This is a genomic window from Paludibacterium yongneupense DSM 18731, assembly GCF_000422925.1.
Classification (GTDB): Bacteria; Pseudomonadota; Gammaproteobacteria; order Burkholderiales; family Chromobacteriaceae; genus Paludibacterium; species Paludibacterium yongneupense.
The window spans coordinates 178,337-193,351 of record NZ_AUGZ01000005.1 but is presented as its reverse complement, the minus strand read 5'-3'; the positions used below and the strand labels follow the sequence as shown (position 1 = coordinate 193,351).

Sequence of the window (15,015 nt, the reverse complement as noted above, 5' to 3'; positions counted from 1 at the left end):
GTAAGTATTGACGTGCCAGTATCAATAAAGTGTCGGTTTGAAGAATAGGGTCCGAAACCCTATATTTTATGTTGAATAAATAACGTGTTTTAAATGCACCACACCTTTTCATGTCAAATGAAAATATGAGGTACACGAGTTACCAAATATGATTGCAAAATACATGATATATATCTTACCAATGATGTTTTTTGTATTTTTGACATATATCATATGTCGTTTGAATTTTTGTTCGTTCTCTTGCCAAGGCTCAGCCGAGAACAAAATACTACTTCCGAGTGGCTGCGTTTTGCTATCATCTTGGAACCCTTTATTTACAAGGCTTTCAGCCCGTTGCAATAGCTTTTTGCGATGATTTTGATGGTATCTGAACGGCCTGTCGACGTGCGTGCCCTGTATCTGCGCGGCTCTCAAGCCTGGATGTGATAGTCGCCTCCACCACCACACGGTTTCACGCGCTAGCGCGAAACGGCAGTAAACCGCGAAAGCCCCGGAAATGCTAGGTTTACGGGGCTTTTTCGTTGGCGCGAGCGGTCACGAGCCACCCCTGCAGTGCCGCTCGCGTGACGGTATCTTTGCCTGAAGGCGCAATGGACCCGCGGTCGCTGTGACCACGCTTGCCTTGCGTTATGCTGTTCCGACTCATGGTCGGCCCCTGCGCGAGTACGCGTGCTCTCTGTCGACCTGGCAGCAGAAGGAGGGTCGCGCCGGGTACCCACCCGTCAGGATATCGTCGACTGTTGGCGAAGACTGAATTTGGTGCTAAATTTAGACCCAATAAACCCGAGGAAGCCGCGATGTCATCCCTTGCCAACATCAAGTCCATTTCCTACCTGAAGAGCCATGCGGCGCAGATTTCTGAAGAGCTGGAAAAGAATGGCACTCCGTTCGTTATCACCCAGAATGGCGAAGCCAGCATGGTGATCGAGGGCGTCAGACAGTTTCAGGAAAAGGAAGCGCTCATTGCCGCCCTGAAAATTCTTGCCCTGGGCGAGAAGGACCGCGCTCAAGGGAAGGCCATATCCGCCGCCGAATCGCGGGCCCGGTTGCAGGCGGCCCGGCAAAGCCGCAAATAATGGCGCTCCTCATTCTCCCCGATGCCCAGGCCGACTTGCTTGCACTGCAGGACTACATGCTCGACACCTGGAGCGAGGCCGCGTGGCTAAAAGCCGAAGATGAAATCTTTGAAAAGCTGGAAAACATCGATACCGGTGCTTTCAGTGGAATGCCGGTTCGGGAGTTGGCTGCGCTCGGCATCCTGGACTACCAGAACGTGTATACCTCACACCACAAATTGGTCTATCGCCGGATAGCCGGCGATACCTACGTCTACCTGATCGCAGGACATCGGCAGGACTATCCCTCGCTGCTTGAGAAACGCTTGTTAAGCCGGTAAAGACGGCTGGATTCAGCGCAGCACCCCACGCCCGGGCGTTTCTCCGCGTGCTGCTTCCGCCGAGGCGCGGATGCCATCGGTCAAAAGTGGGATGCCGTTTAAGCGTGTTGTCATCGGGATGCCGAGTCGGCGCGACCGTCGCAACGTTTTTGCCAAACACTCCATCTCCAGCAACACGCTTTGCAGTAAGCGCTGCAGATGGGGGGCGGAAGGTAGCAGAAGGCGGGGCGGGCTGTGTGCATCAGGCCGAAAGGATCACAGGGGACCCATCCGGCGTTGATGCGCCAAGGAGCTCCGCATAGAATCATCGACAACACGGCTCCTCTCGATCGTAAGCACCCGGTCAGCACCGTCTAGCAATCTTACGTAAGTCGGTAACAATAGGTGTCCATCTAACTGCGAGATGGACACTTAAGATCGTGAACGAGATTTCCGTTATCGATGGGGCGCCGTCCCGGCGCCGCCGTTACCCGCTCGACTTCAAGCGCTGCATCGTGCTGGCCAGCTTAGCACCCGGCGCCTCGATTGCCCGCGTGGTTCGCGAGAACGGGCTAAACGCCAACCAGCTCTTCAACTGGCGTCACCAATATCGTCAAGGCAAACTGGGCTCCTTCGGGGCCGGCGAGACCGGCGCACTGTTTCCGATCCACGTGGTGCAGGAACCGGCGGCGGCGCTGACGAGCGCCGCGTCGCTCGAACTCATCCTGCCCAAAGGCCGTCTGCGCATCGAGGGCCGACCGGACCGCGACACCGTGCTCTGGCTGATCGAGGCACTCGGCGGATGTTGAGTCTGCCGGCCGGAACCCAGGTCTGGTTGGTCGCCGGCCATACCGACATGCGGCGCGGCTTCGATGGGTTGGCCGCTATCGTACATAGCGCGTTGCAACAGAACCCGTTCTCCGCCCATGTGTTCGTGTTTCGTGGCCGCCGTGGGGACCGTCTCAAAGTCCTGTGGTGGTCCGGCGATGGGCTGTGTTTGTTTGCCAAACGGCTGGAGTATGGTCGTGTCGTCTGGCCGGCCTCCGAGAACGGCGCCGTTTACCTGACGGCCGCGCAGTTAGCCATGCTGCTCGAAGGTATCGATTGGCGTCGTCCACAGCGCACGTGGGCGCCTACGGCGGCAGCATGCCAGGCATGCTGACCACGGCCTCTCTTCCCAACGATATCGCGGCCCTCAAAGCGCTGATCCAGCAGCGGCAGGCCGACGTGTCGACCCGCGCGCAGGAAATCGATCGCCTCAAGCTGTTGATCGCCAAACTGCGCCGCATGCTGTTCGGCCGCCGCTCCGAGAAACTGGAGCGCCAGATCGACCAACTGCAATTGGAGCTGGAAGAGCGGCAAGTCGCTGAGGCCGAGGCGACCACGTCGGCCACGGCGGCGGCGCAATCTCCGGCGCAGCGTCCTGGAGGAGTGCCTGCGGCACTGCACACGGGTCAAGGTGTTGCGACTGGTCCGCGACCGAAGTGGCGCCAACGCCGCGGTTGTGCCCGTCGACTGTCAGGGGAGCGAACAAGACGGGGTGGAGGCGGCCTCAGGGGCAGAACGTTGGGGAAGGGTGATTGGTTGTCAATTGACAACCAATCCTGCCCTGCGCATACTGGAGCCCGCAGATGGCACGTTCCGCCCATCCGAAGAAATAGGTAGAGGACGCCCTCAGGCACGCCGAAAGGCATGGCTGGCGTGTCGAAATCGGCGGCAGCCATGCCTGGGGACGGATGTATTGCCCGTACAACGATGAGGAGTGTCGCTGCGGCGAGTTCTGCATCGCCAGCGTATGGAGCACGCCGAAGAACCCCGGCAACCACGCCCGCGCCTTGCGCCGCGTCGTGGACAACTGTACGACGCATCTCAAGCCGCGCGAGGCTGAAGGCGCCACAGAGGAGTAGCAAGATGGAATACACCTTCACCCTGAAGTACCAGCTCACCGACGCAGATCGCGACATGGAGGCGCTGGTCGAACGCCTTGGCGCGGCTGGCTGCGACGATGCCCTGGCCGGCATTGGGCAGCCGGGGCGGCTGGCGCTGGAGTTTACCCGTGAAGCGAACGATGCGGATGAAGCCGTGCGCAGCGCGCTCTCCGACGTGCGCCGCGCCGCGCCGTCGGCCAGGCTCATCGAGGTTACACCGGATCTGGTCGGGCTGACCGACGTGGCTCACATCGTGGGCGTGTCGCGGCAGAACATGCGCAAGCTGATGCTGGCCTATCCGGGTAGCTTCCCGGCGCCGGTACACGAAGGCAGCGCGTCGATCTGGCATCTGGCGGACGTGCTGGTATGGCTGCAGGGCAAGGGCAGCTATACGCTGAGCAAGGATATTCTGGACGTGGCGCGGGTGGCCTTGCAGGTCAACGTGGCGAAGGAGGGCTGGCGATTGCAACACTCGGTTTCCAAAGACCTCGAATCGCTATTCGGCTAGAAGACGGCTGGCACGGATATCGTTGACACTCATAAGCCCTTCCTTTATTTACAGAGCGCACAGCCCGATACCGCCGGGCAGTCTTCCGTGCGGAGAGAAGAGAAGCTGGTTTCAGCCAATTTTATTGAAGTGCATAAGCTGTGTCTGACTCTCTTCGATCAGGGCAAAAAACTCGCGGCATGCAGGAATACCCATGACTTTTTCTGCTGCTTGCCTGGCTGAAAACAGGTCTCTCCAGTGCACGATATCAATGAATTGTCCATCCCCGGAAGCGCCGAATTCCCGTGAAATAAACCCCGGTAACCCGGCCAGAATGGGAGTGATTGCCAATGCTGCTGCTTGAAGCCTCTCTGAACTTGCATCGGCCTTGGCTCTAAACACGACCACTTAGATTGTCTGACTCATTTTCGCGCCGTTCATTGTCGTCAAGTTGAAAAAGCAGTGAGGTGCGTTCGTTTCTCGACACTTCTTTCCAGTCACGATCTGTCAACGCGCCTTCGATAGCCCAAAGCAGGTTCAGGCTGGGCGAACCGCCGGTTTTTTTTACGGCAAGGTACGCGGCAACGCTACCCATGGCACGCAGTTGTCCCTCAGAATGTATTCCTGCTGAATGAAGCATCTTCGATGACGACTTTCCCAAATTGCGTAGCTTGTGAAACATATCGACCTCAATTGTATCCGCCTTCAGAAGCGGCTCTTGTTCATTCTTGCATGAGGCGTTGTAGAATCCTTCATTGCACCGAATGCGCCGAGCTGATTTTTGTCGAAATACCGTGGAATGGTAATGTGACCTGCCGGGTCTTAGCGGTCCCCACTGTCCTGGAGTCCGTCTTCGATTTTCCCGAAGGCTCCACATGACGTCGGGAATGTCCTGGCAGGTCAAGATCAGATTGCAGGCTTATGGGTTGCCCTGTTTCGTACAGGAATCGACGGGGTGCATGTCAACGTGCTCGTTCGGGTCCGAGAGTGAGCGAACTTCTGCCGTGCATTCCATATGGGATGGATCCAGAATCATCTTTACTTGATAGTCATGGTCAACCTTTGGCGTGAATGTCACTCCCACTCCACAGCTATATCTGCTTTCCGGCGTAGTCAAAAATTGAAGTGCAATCGGCTTGCCGGCTGATGCGTACATTTCACCCATCGAAGAGGCGTCAAAGCTTTCCGCGTTCGGTATGTTTAAAGAGCGGCCGCGATACCCTCTGCTCCCGACGATGCCGCCAAAGATCGTGCCTGCACCTGGCGTATGGTAGTCGATGCAATTCTTCCCGGGGACTGCTTTGACGAGCGCATTCGCGACAATCCTTATCCTGGCTCGCGGCCCATCGGCAGGTTCTTCTGCGGCCTTGAATTGCGTACTTAGATCGGCACAGCCAATGACAAGAACAGATGGCAGCAGAGTAAGCAGTTTCATGTATTTCATTTTAAATTTCATTCCCCTGATAGGTTATTAAAATAAAAGCGATTCGTATTTGAAAGCAATTTAGCTTGTCGCAATGGGCGCTGCTGGTTTGGGTGCCCGATGCATGTAAAAAGTGCTTTGTGTTTGTTTGCGAGCATTTTTTTAATTCACATCGGTGTCCTGTTTTTGCAAATGTAGTCGTAAACATTCCACCCATAACCGTACTTATCTTCCGATACCAGTATGGAGTCAAAAACCTTGCTGGGCTCGCCAGTCATTGCGTTGTCTTGAAAATACATCACGCCTACAGATGCGATGGTCTTGTCGTCACACGACATCAGATACCGGTAGACCCATGCCATGGGGCCATCTTTAAGTGAAAGATTTCTTTGGGCGACCCATGTCTCCTTATAGTTCTTGTTGTCGACTGTAATATCGTGGGCTGGTGTGAATTCATAGCGCCCAACGAGGGAAAAGCTTTCTTTCGGAACTTCACTGAACTTGTCTACCATCGCCTTTTTTATGGCGGATTCTCTGAAAAATAAAGGAGCGCCATTTGGAAAGTCAATTTTTAGACGAAGGTTGTAAAAATATTGATCGGCTGTATGCCGTTTTTGCTCCGCCTGATTGGCAATCTCAAATCCTTGGATGGCTGTTGGGATGTCAAATGAAAAAACGGGCGAGCTCATCGAGATGAATAGGCAACTTGCAATGCAGCGTCTGATATGGACGGCGATGGTCATGTGTTTTTAAATTTTACTTAAATTAGTTTAAATATGTTAAGACTGATGGCAATTTTAATGGGTAATAATGTCAACCGGCAATGACGAAGTCAAAAAAATCATTATCGCAGGAGACGTGTGGACGGATAGAAGCTAGTTGCAGGACAAGCCGAAGTCGATGTTCTGGATGGCGGGTATTCTCAATGCTAGCCATGCCTTCCATGCCGGATGGAGTCTGTGTGGCGTGCAATTTTCCTGTGCACGCCTTGGAATATTCGGGTCGATAATCGCTGCCGTCTGTACGCAGAAAAGGGCCCCGCCGGCCAGCCGAAGAAAGAGGCATGGGGCAACGTGCACGGGCCTGCTCGCACGCCATGAAAAACCAGGCTCGAGGCAGCGCCTCGACCGCGGCAGCCGAGTCTGATCGACGCTATTGCGCTTCGGTGGTGAGCGCATACATTGCGTAGATAGTTCAAGCAACGCAGCCAGTTGGAGAAAATCCGCCCATTGCGATTGAACTTGCTGCTGAATTCGGTATGCCGTGATTCGGATTTCAGACAGGCAAAAGGAGCGAGTTGTCCCGCAGTGTGCGAAATGTCGACGCGCATGGCGACTTCTATGCGCTCAGAGGTGATTCGACGTCATTGTCAAACCGGAATATTCGTGCAACCGGCATTCTCATGGTTTGGCCGAGCCGGAGGGCGCCTGCCCATGCATGGCATGTACAGAGTTTCTGCTTTACGACGCGTCGTTCAGTGTGATTTCAGGGAGAGGAGGTATTCTGCGGGTAGCAGACCGGGCAAGTCGGGTTGGCGCACTTCAGCCCGTATTTTGCGATGATCGCGTGGATTCTATCGCTCTGGGCGGCTTGCGGAACGGTCGCGACGGCGCGCAGCGGCGGTTCCAATGACATCGATGCGTCGGGTGGGGGGAGCCCGGCATCGGCGGCCCACCCATTGGGCGAAGATAGCAGAAGTGCCGCGGAGGCGAGCAAGCACGCTATTGATGTTTGTCTGCCGATCACGAAGACCTCCTTTCTTGTTCGTCCCTCTCGCTGCGCGAGGGCCAGGATGAGCGCCCGGCACGGTTTCTCGCAGTATATCCGACCCATTGCAAGTAAAGCACGCAGCGGCCATTGCTCAAATGGCGCCCCGGTGCGGGAGGCCGGATGCCTCGTCGGCAGATCCGGGCCGTATCGGTCGTACCGTCAAGGACCGGTTCGCGATGCGTCTGTGTCGCGCGGGCGGCGCCCGTGCCAGAGAAAGGCCGAGTGCTTCAGCTGATGCCGCAGGATAAGAATTTTCCGGGCTGCGGCGGCAATGGTGGCGCGCGGGAGCGCTGCACCGCTATCGGGCGGGAGAGAGCCATGCGGGCGGGGAAGGGCGGGCCGACGCGCGTTTCCTGCCGACCTCGTCCGGATGCCGCCGCAGGATCGGCCCTGCCCTGAAGAGGCGTGCGGCACCGCGCCAGGGGCGGCCCGTGTCGCACGCCTGTTTCACGGCTTGCGGACCGCGTCGAGCAGACGCAGGGTTTCCCTGTCGGCTTCCGCTTCCGATGCGGCGCTCTTGAAAACGATTGCGCCGATGGCTATCAGGCGATAGAGCTGATCGCGCGGAATCAGGGGGGAAATGCCTGCCAGCTCGTTCGCAAAAATGAATTGCAGTATATCCGGCGCCATGTAATCGGCGCGGGACCGGGCGCCCTGCATCAGGGCCAAGACTTCGCTGATGTCCATGCTGCCTCCATTGCTGACCTTGTCCCGGGCCAGATAGAGTTTGGCAATACCCTGACCCGGTCGGTTCGCTGCCATTTTGCCGGTCTGGGACGATGTGTATCGCATTGCGTTTGGCGACGGAAGCCGCCAGCCTCGCTGGGCGCCTTTCCGGTGCGGGAATCGTTCCGGTTGGGGCCAGGGGAGGGTCAGGTCGCCGCTGATGAGCACGGCTTGTGCGTTATCGTTGAAGGGTTTTGCCTAATATGGGCTTCTTTTTCCCGGTCTGCAATGCCTGCAGGCCGGCGCGCCCGTGTCGGGGACGCGTGCCGTCCGGGTACGGGCGCCGGCCGGTCAGTACCGCTCCTGTTTCAAGCGATACATGGCCTCGTCGGCCTCCTTGAGTATCTGTTCGGCACTGGTGTCTGTCCCGTAAAACAGCCGCAGCCCGATGGTGGCCGTCGCCTCGTGCAGCCCCGGGCTCAAGGCATAGGGGGCGCTCAGAACCTTGCGCATGTGTTCGACGATCTTGAGCGCATGCGACTGGGCGTGGTCGGCATCGGGGCCCAGGGCTTCCAGCAGCACGACGAACTCGTCGCCACCGAAGCGTGCGACGGTGTCGCTGGGGCGGGTCGTCTGCTGCAATCTGCGCGCGGTCTCCAACAGACGCTCGTCGCCCACGCTATGGCCATGACTGTCGTTCAAGTGCTTGAATTTGTCCAGATCGATGAACAGAATCGCGGCGTGCGATCGATGGCGTTCGCTATTTTGTCTGGCCCTGGAGAGTTGTTCCAGAAACAGGCGGCGGTTGGGCAGCCGTGTCAGCGGATCGTGGAAGGTGAGCTCGCGCAGCGTGTTCTCCGTATTCTTGCGTGCGGTCAGGTCGAATAGTTGGACAAGCAGGTGAAGTTCACCCTTGATGGTCGACGGCAGAATACGGCTTTCAATCCATAAGACCTGGCCGGCCGGCGTCGTCAGTCGCAGGTCGCGCCGCTGCGTGTTGTTGTCGGCCAGCGCCGCCAGACACTGTTCGCGCAAGCCCGATCCTTCCCAGAACGCGGGCAGAAGAAAGTTCTGCTGCAGCAGGTCCTGTTTGCCGATTCCGACCAGACTGGAATACGCGTCGTTGACAAAGATGCACCGGCCGTCGGCCTTGTAGACGCCGATGGCCTGGGGCGAGTTGGCCAGCAGGGTTTCGTTGAACGCCAGCGCTTCCTCGAGCTGGCGGTGCATGCGCCGGTGCATCCGCGCGTTGGCGATCAACACGATGGTGATCGCCATCCAGACATTGAAGCACATCGCATAAAAACCCGGCGCCGCCACCAGCCAGCTCGATGATTGTCTGTAGTCGGGGACCTCGGGAATGTCCGGCACGTCCCAGGCCCGAATGAGGTAGAGCACGAACCCCACGATTTGCAGGGCGATCGTGAATTGCCGCCAGCTCGCGAGCTCGCGGTCATGGCAGCGGAAAAGGGCGCGCGCCAGTGCCGCGTGGAACGTGGCGCCGACGAGCGAGACAAAGGTGATTCTGAACCGGATCGATGGGACGAGTAGCGTGAAGTAGGCACTGCCGAGAGCGGTGAGCAGAAAGTAGAGCCATGGCAACCATTTGTCGCTGCGCGAGGTCGGCAGGCCGAGCAGGGTACGAAAACCGATCAGGAAAAAACCGCAGCCCATGAGGGTCAGTCCGTTTCCAAGCGGGATGGACAGGCGGGCATACAGAAACGGACGCAAGGCGACTTCGGCCATGCCCAGGGCGAACAGGGTGCTGCCGCTTGCACATTGCCGCAAGCCCGATTCCTCCGGCGCCAGCCTCCAGACGGACAATGTCGTCGCCGTGAACATCAGTCCACTGAACATGGCAACCAGTGCCAAGGTTCGCAAGTCGAGGTACAGCAAGGGCACTATTCCAAATGGACTGTAATATTTCTTTATATTAAGGCAATCACCGTTCTCAGGCTATTGGTGCCGGGGGCATCCGTTGAATTGTGCCTGAGCCGCCTGAGGGGACGAGCTATTGTTGCGGATCAAATGCCCTTGCCCGCGGCTCCCGTGGCGATGACATCGATGTTAGACTTTCGCTATATAAGTGAATATATAACGGTAGCAAGCGAAAGGGGTGTGCTATGAAACATATGATCGCCTGCCTGGGGGTCAGTCTGGCATGTGCGGTGGTCGCGGATCGAGCCATGGCCGACGACCATGGCGTGAGCGTGATGTACGCCGGCTCATTGGTCAATCTGATGGAACGCAGCGTCGGCCCGGCCTTCGAAAAAGAGTCGGGCTTGCACTTCTCCGGCTATGCGGGCGGTTCCAATAAATTGGCCAATGAAATCAAGGGAAAGTTGCGGCGTGCCGATGTTTTCATCAGTGCGAGCCCCAAGGTCAATGCGAGTCTGATGGGTGCCGCCAATGGGGACTGGGTGCGGTGGTACGCCAATTTCGCCGAATCGCCGCTGCTGATCGGCTACAATCCGGCCAGCAAATATGCGCAGGCTTTGAAGTCGCAGCGCTGGGATAAAGCGCTGCAGATGCCGGGCATTCGCATCGGCCGAACCGATCCCAATCTCGACCCGAAGGGGGCGTTCACGGTTGATCTGATCGCGCGCGCGGCGATCTTGTATCAAGAGCCGGATTTGATGGCGCGCACGCTCGGCTCGCCGAATAACCCGCAGCAGGTGTTGCCGGAGGAGACGCTGGTTGGCCGCTTGCAGTCCGGGCAGCTCGATGCCGGCTTCTTCTATTCGACAGAAACCTCCGATCTCAAGATACCGGCGATCCCGTTGCCGGCCGAGTTGCCGGCCAAGGCCCAGTACACCCTGACGATCTTGCGCGACGCACCTAACAGCAGTGGCGCCAACCGTTTTGTCGTGTTCCTGTTGAGCGCGCAAGGACGCGCCTTGCTCAAGGCACATGGCATCGATGTGGTTTCCCCTGCGGTGTCGGGCGACAGGCAGCGCATTCCCGCTCCGGTTGAGGCCGCCTTGCGCGGCGGGCAATGAGGCGTCGTCCGCCTGCGGTATTGCTTGGGCTCGCCGGTCTGCTGGCCTTGTATCTGTGCGCGCCTTTCGCCGCCAGTATCCAGCAGGTTGCGGCGGCCGACTGGCACGGCGTCGATGTTCCGGCGCTGGGCTCGGCTATCGGTGTCTCGGTCGCCAGCGCCGGCATTGCGACCGTGCTGATCGCCATCGGCGGCATCCCTCTCGGGTATTGCCTTAGCCGTTCTTCGTCGCCTTGGGGAGCCTGGTTGGGGTTTGTCGTCCAGCTTCCGCTGGCTCTGCCGCCGCTGACCAGTGGCGTGTTGCTGCTGTTTCTGTTCGGCCCCTACAGTCCTGTCGGCATCTGGACGCAAGGCGCTCTCACGGATTCGTTCAGCGGTGTGGTGCTGGCCGAGGCCTTTGTTGCCGCTCCTTTTCTGATTGTGGCGGCACGGTCGGCTTTTGCGGCGGTCGATCCTGGCTTGAACGATCTTGCCGCGACGCTCGGGCACCATGCATGGAGCCGGTTCTTGCGAGTGGATCTGCCCTTGGCCTGGCCCGGCATCCGCGCAGGCCTGGCCCTGGCCTGGTTGCGCGCTTTCGGAGAGTTCGGCGCCACCATGATGGTGGCTTATCATCCCTATTCGTTGCCGGTGTACACCTATGTCGCATTCGGCAGCCAGGGGCTGCCGGCAATGATGCCTTTATTGCTGCCGACATTGGCGATTGCCGTGCTCATGTCGGCCCTGGCCGCACGCCAGTACCGCAGACGCCGTGCCGACATCCTGCCCGACGATGCGGAGCCGTGTGCCGTACCGCCGCCGGTGGGCGCCGTTCCGCACCGGGTGCGGACAGGGGGACTCGAATTCGCTTTCCGCAAGCGCCTCGGCACTTTTCAGCTTGACGTCGGCTGGTCGACCTCGGTACGGCGGCTGGCGATTCTGGGTGCTTCCGGCTCGGGCAAGTCGCTGACCCTGAGACTGCTAGCCGGCCTGGAGCGGGCGGAGTCCGGCGCCTTGCGTCTCGACGATCAAGTCCTGGATGCCGTTGCGCCCGAGCAGCGCGGCCTGGCCTATGTGCCACAGGACTATGGCTTGTTTTCCCATCTTACCGTCAGTGAGCACCTGGCATTTCCGACGCGGGCCGATCCTGCTGCGGCTCGGTACTGGGCGCATCGGCTGGGGATAGAAGCCTTGCTGGCACGCCGGCCGGCGGAGTTGTCGCTCGGGCAAGCGCAGCGGGTCGCCATTGCCCGCGCACTATCCTGTCCGTCGCGGTTGCTGTTGTTGGACGAGCCTTTTGCCGCTCTCGATACGCCGCGGCGACGCCAGCTGTGCCGCCAGCTGCGGCAATTGCAGCGCGAGGTCGACGTGACAACCGTTTTGGTCACGCATGATCCGGATGAGGCCGCCTGGTTAGCGGATGAAATCCTGGTGCTGGACGGTGGACGGGTTTTGCAGGCCGGACGCAGCGAAGCGTTGTTTGCCCGGCCGGCCAGCCTGCGTGTCGCCGAGTTGCTGGGTTTGCCGAATGTGGGCTGCGGTGTGGCGGACGCAGAAGGAGAACTGCATCTGGCTGCGGACGTCGTGGTGCCCATTGCGTCGGCCGCGGCATCGGGCGGGGGCGAGTGGATGTGGAGCATCGACCCCGGTGCATTGATTTTTCATGCGCAAGGGCGATTCTGTGCGCTGCTGGATAGCATTGTCCTGCGGCACGGCGAGGCCCGTGCCGTTGTGAACCTGTCCGGGCTGCAGCTGGACGTTCCTGTTGCCGGCCGAAACTGGCGTGCCGGCGATGCGTGCCGGCTGGATATTCCCGCCGCTGCCCTGCAGGTCTGGCGCCCCGGCCTCCCGGCTGTCGCGAGCATTGCCGCAGCGCTTTCCGCGACGGCGGCGCACGCCTGCCCGTTTCCGGCCGCACCAGCGGCGAATTGACGGCGGCCGGGGCCGCCTGACCGCATGGCGGTCTTTATCTGCGCAGCAGCCTCAGACCGTTGCCGACCACGAGCAGGCTCGCGCCCACGTCGGCGAACACGGCCATCCACATACTACCCAGACCGGCCAGGGTGAGTGCCAGAAAGCCGACTTTGATTCCCAGTGCGAGAGTGATGTTCTGGACGAGGATCGCGCGCGTGGCTCGCGACAGTCGCACGAAGGCGGGTATCTTGCGCAAGTCATCGTCCATCAGGGCGACATCGGCCGTTTCTATCGCCGCTCCGGTGCCCATTGCGCCCATCGCGAAGCCGATGTGGGCGCGCGCCAGCGCCGGCGCGTCATTGATGCCGTCGCCGACCATGCCCACCGTCCCCTCGCGTGCGAAGGCCGCGATCGCATTCAACTTGTCGTCGGGCAACTGGTCGCCGCGGGCCTCGTCGATCCCGACGTGCGCGGCTATCGCCCCGGCGGTATGCGGATTGTCGCCGGTCAGCATCACAGTCCTGATCCCGAGCCGGTGCAAGTCGGCAATGGCCTCGCGGCTGCTGTCCTTGACCGTGTCGGCTACCGCGAACAGCGCCAGCACTTGCGTGTCGTCGCTTAGCAACACGACCGTCTTTCCCTGCCGCTCCAATGCGTAGAGTCGCGTTTCCAACTCGGGAGAGCAGCGCTCGAGTTCATGCACCAGGCGGTGGTTGCCGAGAAAATACGTTTTGCCGGCTATCGCGCCGCGCACGCCGCGCCCCGGCAAGGCTTCGAAGGCCTCGACGGGCTCCCTCGCAATCGCATCCCGCTTTGCGGCAGAGGCGATGGCCTGCGACACCGGGTGGTCAGAGCGATCGGCCAGGCTGGCGGCAAGGCTTCGACAGTGTTCGGGCGTGAGCCCTGCACGCGACTCGAAGTCGGTCAGTACGGGTTTCCCATGGGTCAGCGTGCCGGTCTTGTCCAGTGCGAGGCAGTTGAGCAGGCGGCCTTGCTCCAGGTAGGCGCCGCCCTTGATCAGGATGCCGTGCCGGGCGGCTGCGGCCAGCCCGCTGACTATCGTCACCGGGGTCGAGATCACCAGTGCGCATGGGCAGGCGATCACCAGCAGGACCAGGGCTTTGTAGATCCAGCCGTGCCAGCTGCCGCTCAGTAGCAGTGGCGGCAAAACGGCGATGGCAACGGCAATGGCAAAGACGGTGGGGGTATAGATCCGGGCGAAACGATCGACGAAGCGCTGGGTCGGCGCCTTGGCTCCCTGGGCTTCTTCAACGGCATGGATGATGCGCGCCAGCGCCGTGTTGTCCGCCGCCGCCGTGACCCGGTAGTCGAAAGAGCCGGCCAGGTTGATCGTTCCGGCGAAGACGGGGTCGCCTTCCGATTTGTCCACCGGCAGGCTTTCTCCTGTAATCGGCGCCTGATCGACTGCGGAGTTGCCGCGAACGATGTTGCCGTCGAGCGCGATGCGCTCGCCGGGTCTGACCCGCACGATGCGGCCCGCCGCGACGGTCCGGGCTTCAATTTCGTGCCAGGAGCCATCATCTTGCTGCACGGTGGCCTGGTCCGGGGCGAGTTGCATCAGCCCTGCAATCGCGTTGCGGGCTCGATCGAGAGACAGGGCTTCTATCCGTTCGGCCAGCGTGAACAGCAGCATGACCATCGCGGCCTCCGGCCACTGGCCGAGCGCCAGTGCGCCTGTCACGGCAATACTCATCAAGGCGTTGATGTTCAGATTGCCGTTGCGAATGGCGATCCAGCCTTTCCGGTAGGTGCCTAGTCCGCAGACGGCGATGGCCAGAACGGCAAGCGCGGCCGCCAGCCAAGCGGGACCGCCTGTCCAATTCGCCGCTTCAGAGGCGATCGCGGCCGTTCCTGCTCCCGCCAGCGGCCACCAGCCTTGCCCGGCCTCGGGGGAGGCGGCGCGCGGCGCGCCTTCACTCGCGAGTTCGGGCTCGAAGCCCAGCGAACGCACGGCCTCCAGAATGGCTGCCAGCGCCTCCGGCGCGTGCACGACGGTCAAGACCCGCTGCATCAGGTTGAAATCCAGGCTTGTTACCGAAGGCATGCCCTCCAGTTTCTTGCGGATCAGCGCTTCTTCGGTAGGGCAGTCCATCTGCAGGATGCGGATCGCGGTCCGGGTTCCATCGGCCCCGATCTCCGGTGCGGCCAGGCGATCGAGAACGAGCGCCTGGCTCGTGCAGCAGGCGTCGCCTGCATGGTCGTGTGGCGGGTGGCCGTGGGACGCGCCGCAGCAGCCGCGCTTGCCGCCAGCCTGACCTTGCAGGGGGCTCGCCGGCCTTGGCCCGGGTGAGGGGGGTCTGTCGCGATCGAGGCGGCGGTAATGGGACATGGCATGATTCCGTGTGCATCGTATGTAATGTATTCAACACCCTGTAGTCACTTCAGGGTCAAGCGCTGATTCGCGAAAGACAGGTTCGCGGGAGAAGGCTGGTGCTGGGCGCTGCGCACGATCGT

At 60.2% G+C, this 15,015-nt stretch carries 18 protein-coding genes; 9 read left to right on the top strand and 9 right to left on the bottom strand.

Translation table 11 applies throughout. From position 1 onward, the window contains the following. Positions 1–740 precede the first annotated feature (740 nt). The 7 genes from G520_RS0103190 (at position 741) to G520_RS0103165 (ending at position 3,811) form a co-directional block, all read left to right on the top strand. The gene (locus G520_RS0103190) at positions 741–1,076 is read left to right on the top strand and encodes a type II toxin-antitoxin system Phd/YefM family antitoxin (RefSeq protein ID WP_211222746.1); all 336 of its coding nucleotides are present in this window, start codon (positions 741–743) and stop codon (positions 1,074–1,076) included. Next, the gene (locus tag G520_RS0103185; protein ID WP_028534398.1) at positions 1,076–1,396 is read left to right on the top strand and encodes a type II toxin-antitoxin system RelE/ParE family toxin; all 321 of its coding nucleotides are present in this window, start codon (positions 1,076–1,078) and stop codon (positions 1,394–1,396) included. The genes G520_RS0103190 and G520_RS0103185 overlap by 1 nt, the downstream gene beginning before the upstream one ends. A gap of 419 nt (positions 1,397–1,815) precedes the next feature. After that, entirely contained in the window at positions 1,816–2,184 is a 369-nt protein-coding gene (gene tnpA / locus G520_RS0103180) for an IS66-like element accessory protein TnpA (RefSeq protein WP_051228921.1), read from the top strand. After that, complete coding sequence (gene tnpB, locus G520_RS0103175) at positions 2,178–2,537, top strand: IS66 family insertion sequence element accessory protein TnpB (RefSeq protein ID WP_028534396.1); 360 nt, start codon at positions 2,178–2,180, stop codon at positions 2,535–2,537. The genes tnpA and tnpB overlap by 7 nt, the downstream gene beginning before the upstream one ends. Continuing rightward, positions 2,522–3,040 (top strand): IS66 family transposase, encoded by a 519-nt coding sequence (locus G520_RS25645; RefSeq protein WP_028534395.1) that lies wholly within the window; start codon positions 2,522–2,524, stop codon positions 3,038–3,040. Before tnpB ends, G520_RS25645 begins: the two co-directional genes overlap by 16 nt. 71 nt (positions 3,041–3,111) lie before the next feature. Beyond that, positions 3,112–3,282: a hypothetical protein gene (locus G520_RS25475; RefSeq protein WP_246542658.1), complete on the top strand. Its 171-nt coding sequence runs from the start codon at positions 3,112–3,114 to the stop codon at positions 3,280–3,282. Between the two features lie 4 nt (positions 3,283–3,286). After that, complete coding sequence (locus tag G520_RS0103165; protein WP_028534394.1) at positions 3,287–3,811, top strand: helix-turn-helix transcriptional regulator; 525 nt, start codon at positions 3,287–3,289, stop codon at positions 3,809–3,811. A 111-nt stretch (positions 3,812–3,922) separates the two neighbouring features. On the opposite strand, the gene G520_RS0103160 is transcribed toward G520_RS0103165, so the two are convergent. The 8 genes from G520_RS0103160 to G520_RS0103140 all read right to left on the bottom strand — a co-directional run bounded on the left by G520_RS0103160 (position 3,923) and on the right by G520_RS0103140 (position 9,545). Further along, entirely contained in the window at positions 3,923–4,192 is a 270-nt protein-coding gene (locus tag G520_RS0103160; protein WP_169449809.1) for a hypothetical protein, read from the bottom strand. Beyond that, complete coding sequence (locus G520_RS24250) at positions 4,185–4,472, bottom strand: TfoX/Sxy family protein (RefSeq protein WP_084637437.1); 288 nt, start codon at positions 4,470–4,472, stop codon at positions 4,185–4,187. The genes G520_RS0103160 and G520_RS24250 overlap by 8 nt, the downstream gene beginning before the upstream one ends. Before the next feature lie 237 nt (positions 4,473–4,709). Next, positions 4,710–5,234 carry a hypothetical protein gene (locus tag G520_RS0103155; protein WP_028534392.1) on the bottom strand — a complete coding sequence of 175 codons (525 nt, stop codon included), beginning with the start codon at positions 5,232–5,234 and terminating at the stop codon, positions 4,710–4,712. A gap of 146 nt (positions 5,235–5,380) precedes the next feature. Then, complete coding sequence (locus G520_RS0103150; protein WP_028534391.1) at positions 5,381–5,956, bottom strand: hypothetical protein; 576 nt, start codon at positions 5,954–5,956, stop codon at positions 5,381–5,383. 185 nt (positions 5,957–6,141) lie between these two features. Next, on the bottom strand, positions 6,142–6,543 hold the full coding sequence (locus G520_RS25785; protein ID WP_156876854.1) for an Abi family protein: 402 nt from the start codon (positions 6,541–6,543) through the stop codon (positions 6,142–6,144). A gap of 155 nt (positions 6,544–6,698) precedes the next feature. Next, positions 6,699–6,848: a hypothetical protein gene (locus G520_RS24765; protein WP_156876853.1), complete on the bottom strand. Its 150-nt coding sequence runs from the start codon at positions 6,846–6,848 to the stop codon at positions 6,699–6,701. Between the two features lie 582 nt (positions 6,849–7,430). Then, positions 7,431–7,745, bottom strand: a complete 315-nt coding sequence (locus tag G520_RS0103145; RefSeq protein WP_028534390.1) for a hypothetical protein — start codon at positions 7,743–7,745, stop codon at positions 7,431–7,433. A 255-nt stretch (positions 7,746–8,000) separates the two neighbouring features. Beyond that, positions 8,001–9,545: a sensor domain-containing diguanylate cyclase gene (locus G520_RS0103140; protein ID WP_028534389.1), complete on the bottom strand. Its 1,545-nt coding sequence runs from the start codon at positions 9,543–9,545 to the stop codon at positions 8,001–8,003. Positions 9,546–9,772: 227 nt separating this feature from the next. Here G520_RS0103140 and G520_RS0103135 point away from each other — a divergent pair, with 227 nt between their 5' ends. Together G520_RS0103135 and G520_RS21315 are read left to right on the top strand one after the other, a co-directional pair. Continuing rightward, the gene (locus tag G520_RS0103135) at positions 9,773–10,648 is read left to right on the top strand and encodes an extracellular solute-binding protein (RefSeq protein ID WP_028534388.1); all 876 of its coding nucleotides are present in this window, start codon (positions 9,773–9,775) and stop codon (positions 10,646–10,648) included. Continuing rightward, complete coding sequence (locus G520_RS21315; RefSeq protein WP_084637436.1) at positions 10,645–12,558, top strand: ABC transporter ATP-binding protein/permease; 1,914 nt, start codon at positions 10,645–10,647, stop codon at positions 12,556–12,558. Before G520_RS0103135 ends, G520_RS21315 begins: the two co-directional genes overlap by 4 nt. Before the next feature lie 34 nt (positions 12,559–12,592). On the opposite strand, the gene G520_RS0103125 is transcribed toward G520_RS21315, so the two are convergent. Further along, positions 12,593–14,890, bottom strand: coding sequence for a heavy metal translocating P-type ATPase (locus G520_RS0103125; RefSeq protein ID WP_084637435.1), 2,298 nt, complete (start codon positions 14,888–14,890; stop codon positions 12,593–12,595). Between the last annotated feature and the right edge of the window lie 125 nt (positions 14,891–15,015).

Bases quoted from the DNA above. Each gene is read 5' to 3' on its own strand.
- G520_RS24250 (WP_084637437.1), bottom strand. From the start codon at position 4,472: ATGTTTCACAAGCTACGCAATTTGGGAAAGTCGTCATCGAAGATGCTT.
- G520_RS0103125 (WP_084637435.1), bottom strand. From the start codon at position 14,890: ATGTCCCATTACCGCCGCCTCGATCGCGACAGACCCCCCTCACCCGGG.
- G520_RS0103150 (WP_028534391.1), bottom strand. From the start codon at position 5,956: ATGACCATCGCCGTCCATATCAGACGCTGCATTGCAAGTTGCCTATTC.
- G520_RS25475 (WP_246542658.1), top strand. From the start codon at position 3,112: ATGTATTGCCCGTACAACGATGAGGAGTGTCGCTGCGGCGAGTTCTGC.
- G520_RS0103155 (WP_028534392.1), bottom strand. From the start codon at position 5,234: ATGAAATACATGAAACTGCTTACTCTGCTGCCATCTGTTCTTGTCATT.
- G520_RS21315 (WP_084637436.1), top strand. From the start codon at position 10,645: ATGAGGCGTCGTCCGCCTGCGGTATTGCTTGGGCTCGCCGGTCTGCTG.
- G520_RS25645 (WP_028534395.1), top strand. From the start codon at position 2,522: ATGCCAGGCATGCTGACCACGGCCTCTCTTCCCAACGATATCGCGGCC.
- G520_RS24765 (WP_156876853.1), bottom strand. From the start codon at position 6,848: ATGTCATTGGAACCGCCGCTGCGCGCCGTCGCGACCGTTCCGCAAGCC.
- G520_RS0103135 (WP_028534388.1), top strand. From the start codon at position 9,773: ATGAAACATATGATCGCCTGCCTGGGGGTCAGTCTGGCATGTGCGGTG.
- G520_RS0103145 (WP_028534390.1), bottom strand. From the start codon at position 7,745: ATGGCAGCGAACCGACCGGGTCAGGGTATTGCCAAACTCTATCTGGCC.
- G520_RS25785 (WP_156876854.1), bottom strand. From the start codon at position 6,543: ATGCGCGTCGACATTTCGCACACTGCGGGACAACTCGCTCCTTTTGCC.
- tnpB (WP_028534396.1), top strand. From the start codon at position 2,178: ATGTTGAGTCTGCCGGCCGGAACCCAGGTCTGGTTGGTCGCCGGCCAT.
- G520_RS0103185 (WP_028534398.1), top strand. From the start codon at position 1,076: ATGGCGCTCCTCATTCTCCCCGATGCCCAGGCCGACTTGCTTGCACTG.
- G520_RS0103165 (WP_028534394.1), top strand. From the start codon at position 3,287: ATGGAATACACCTTCACCCTGAAGTACCAGCTCACCGACGCAGATCGC.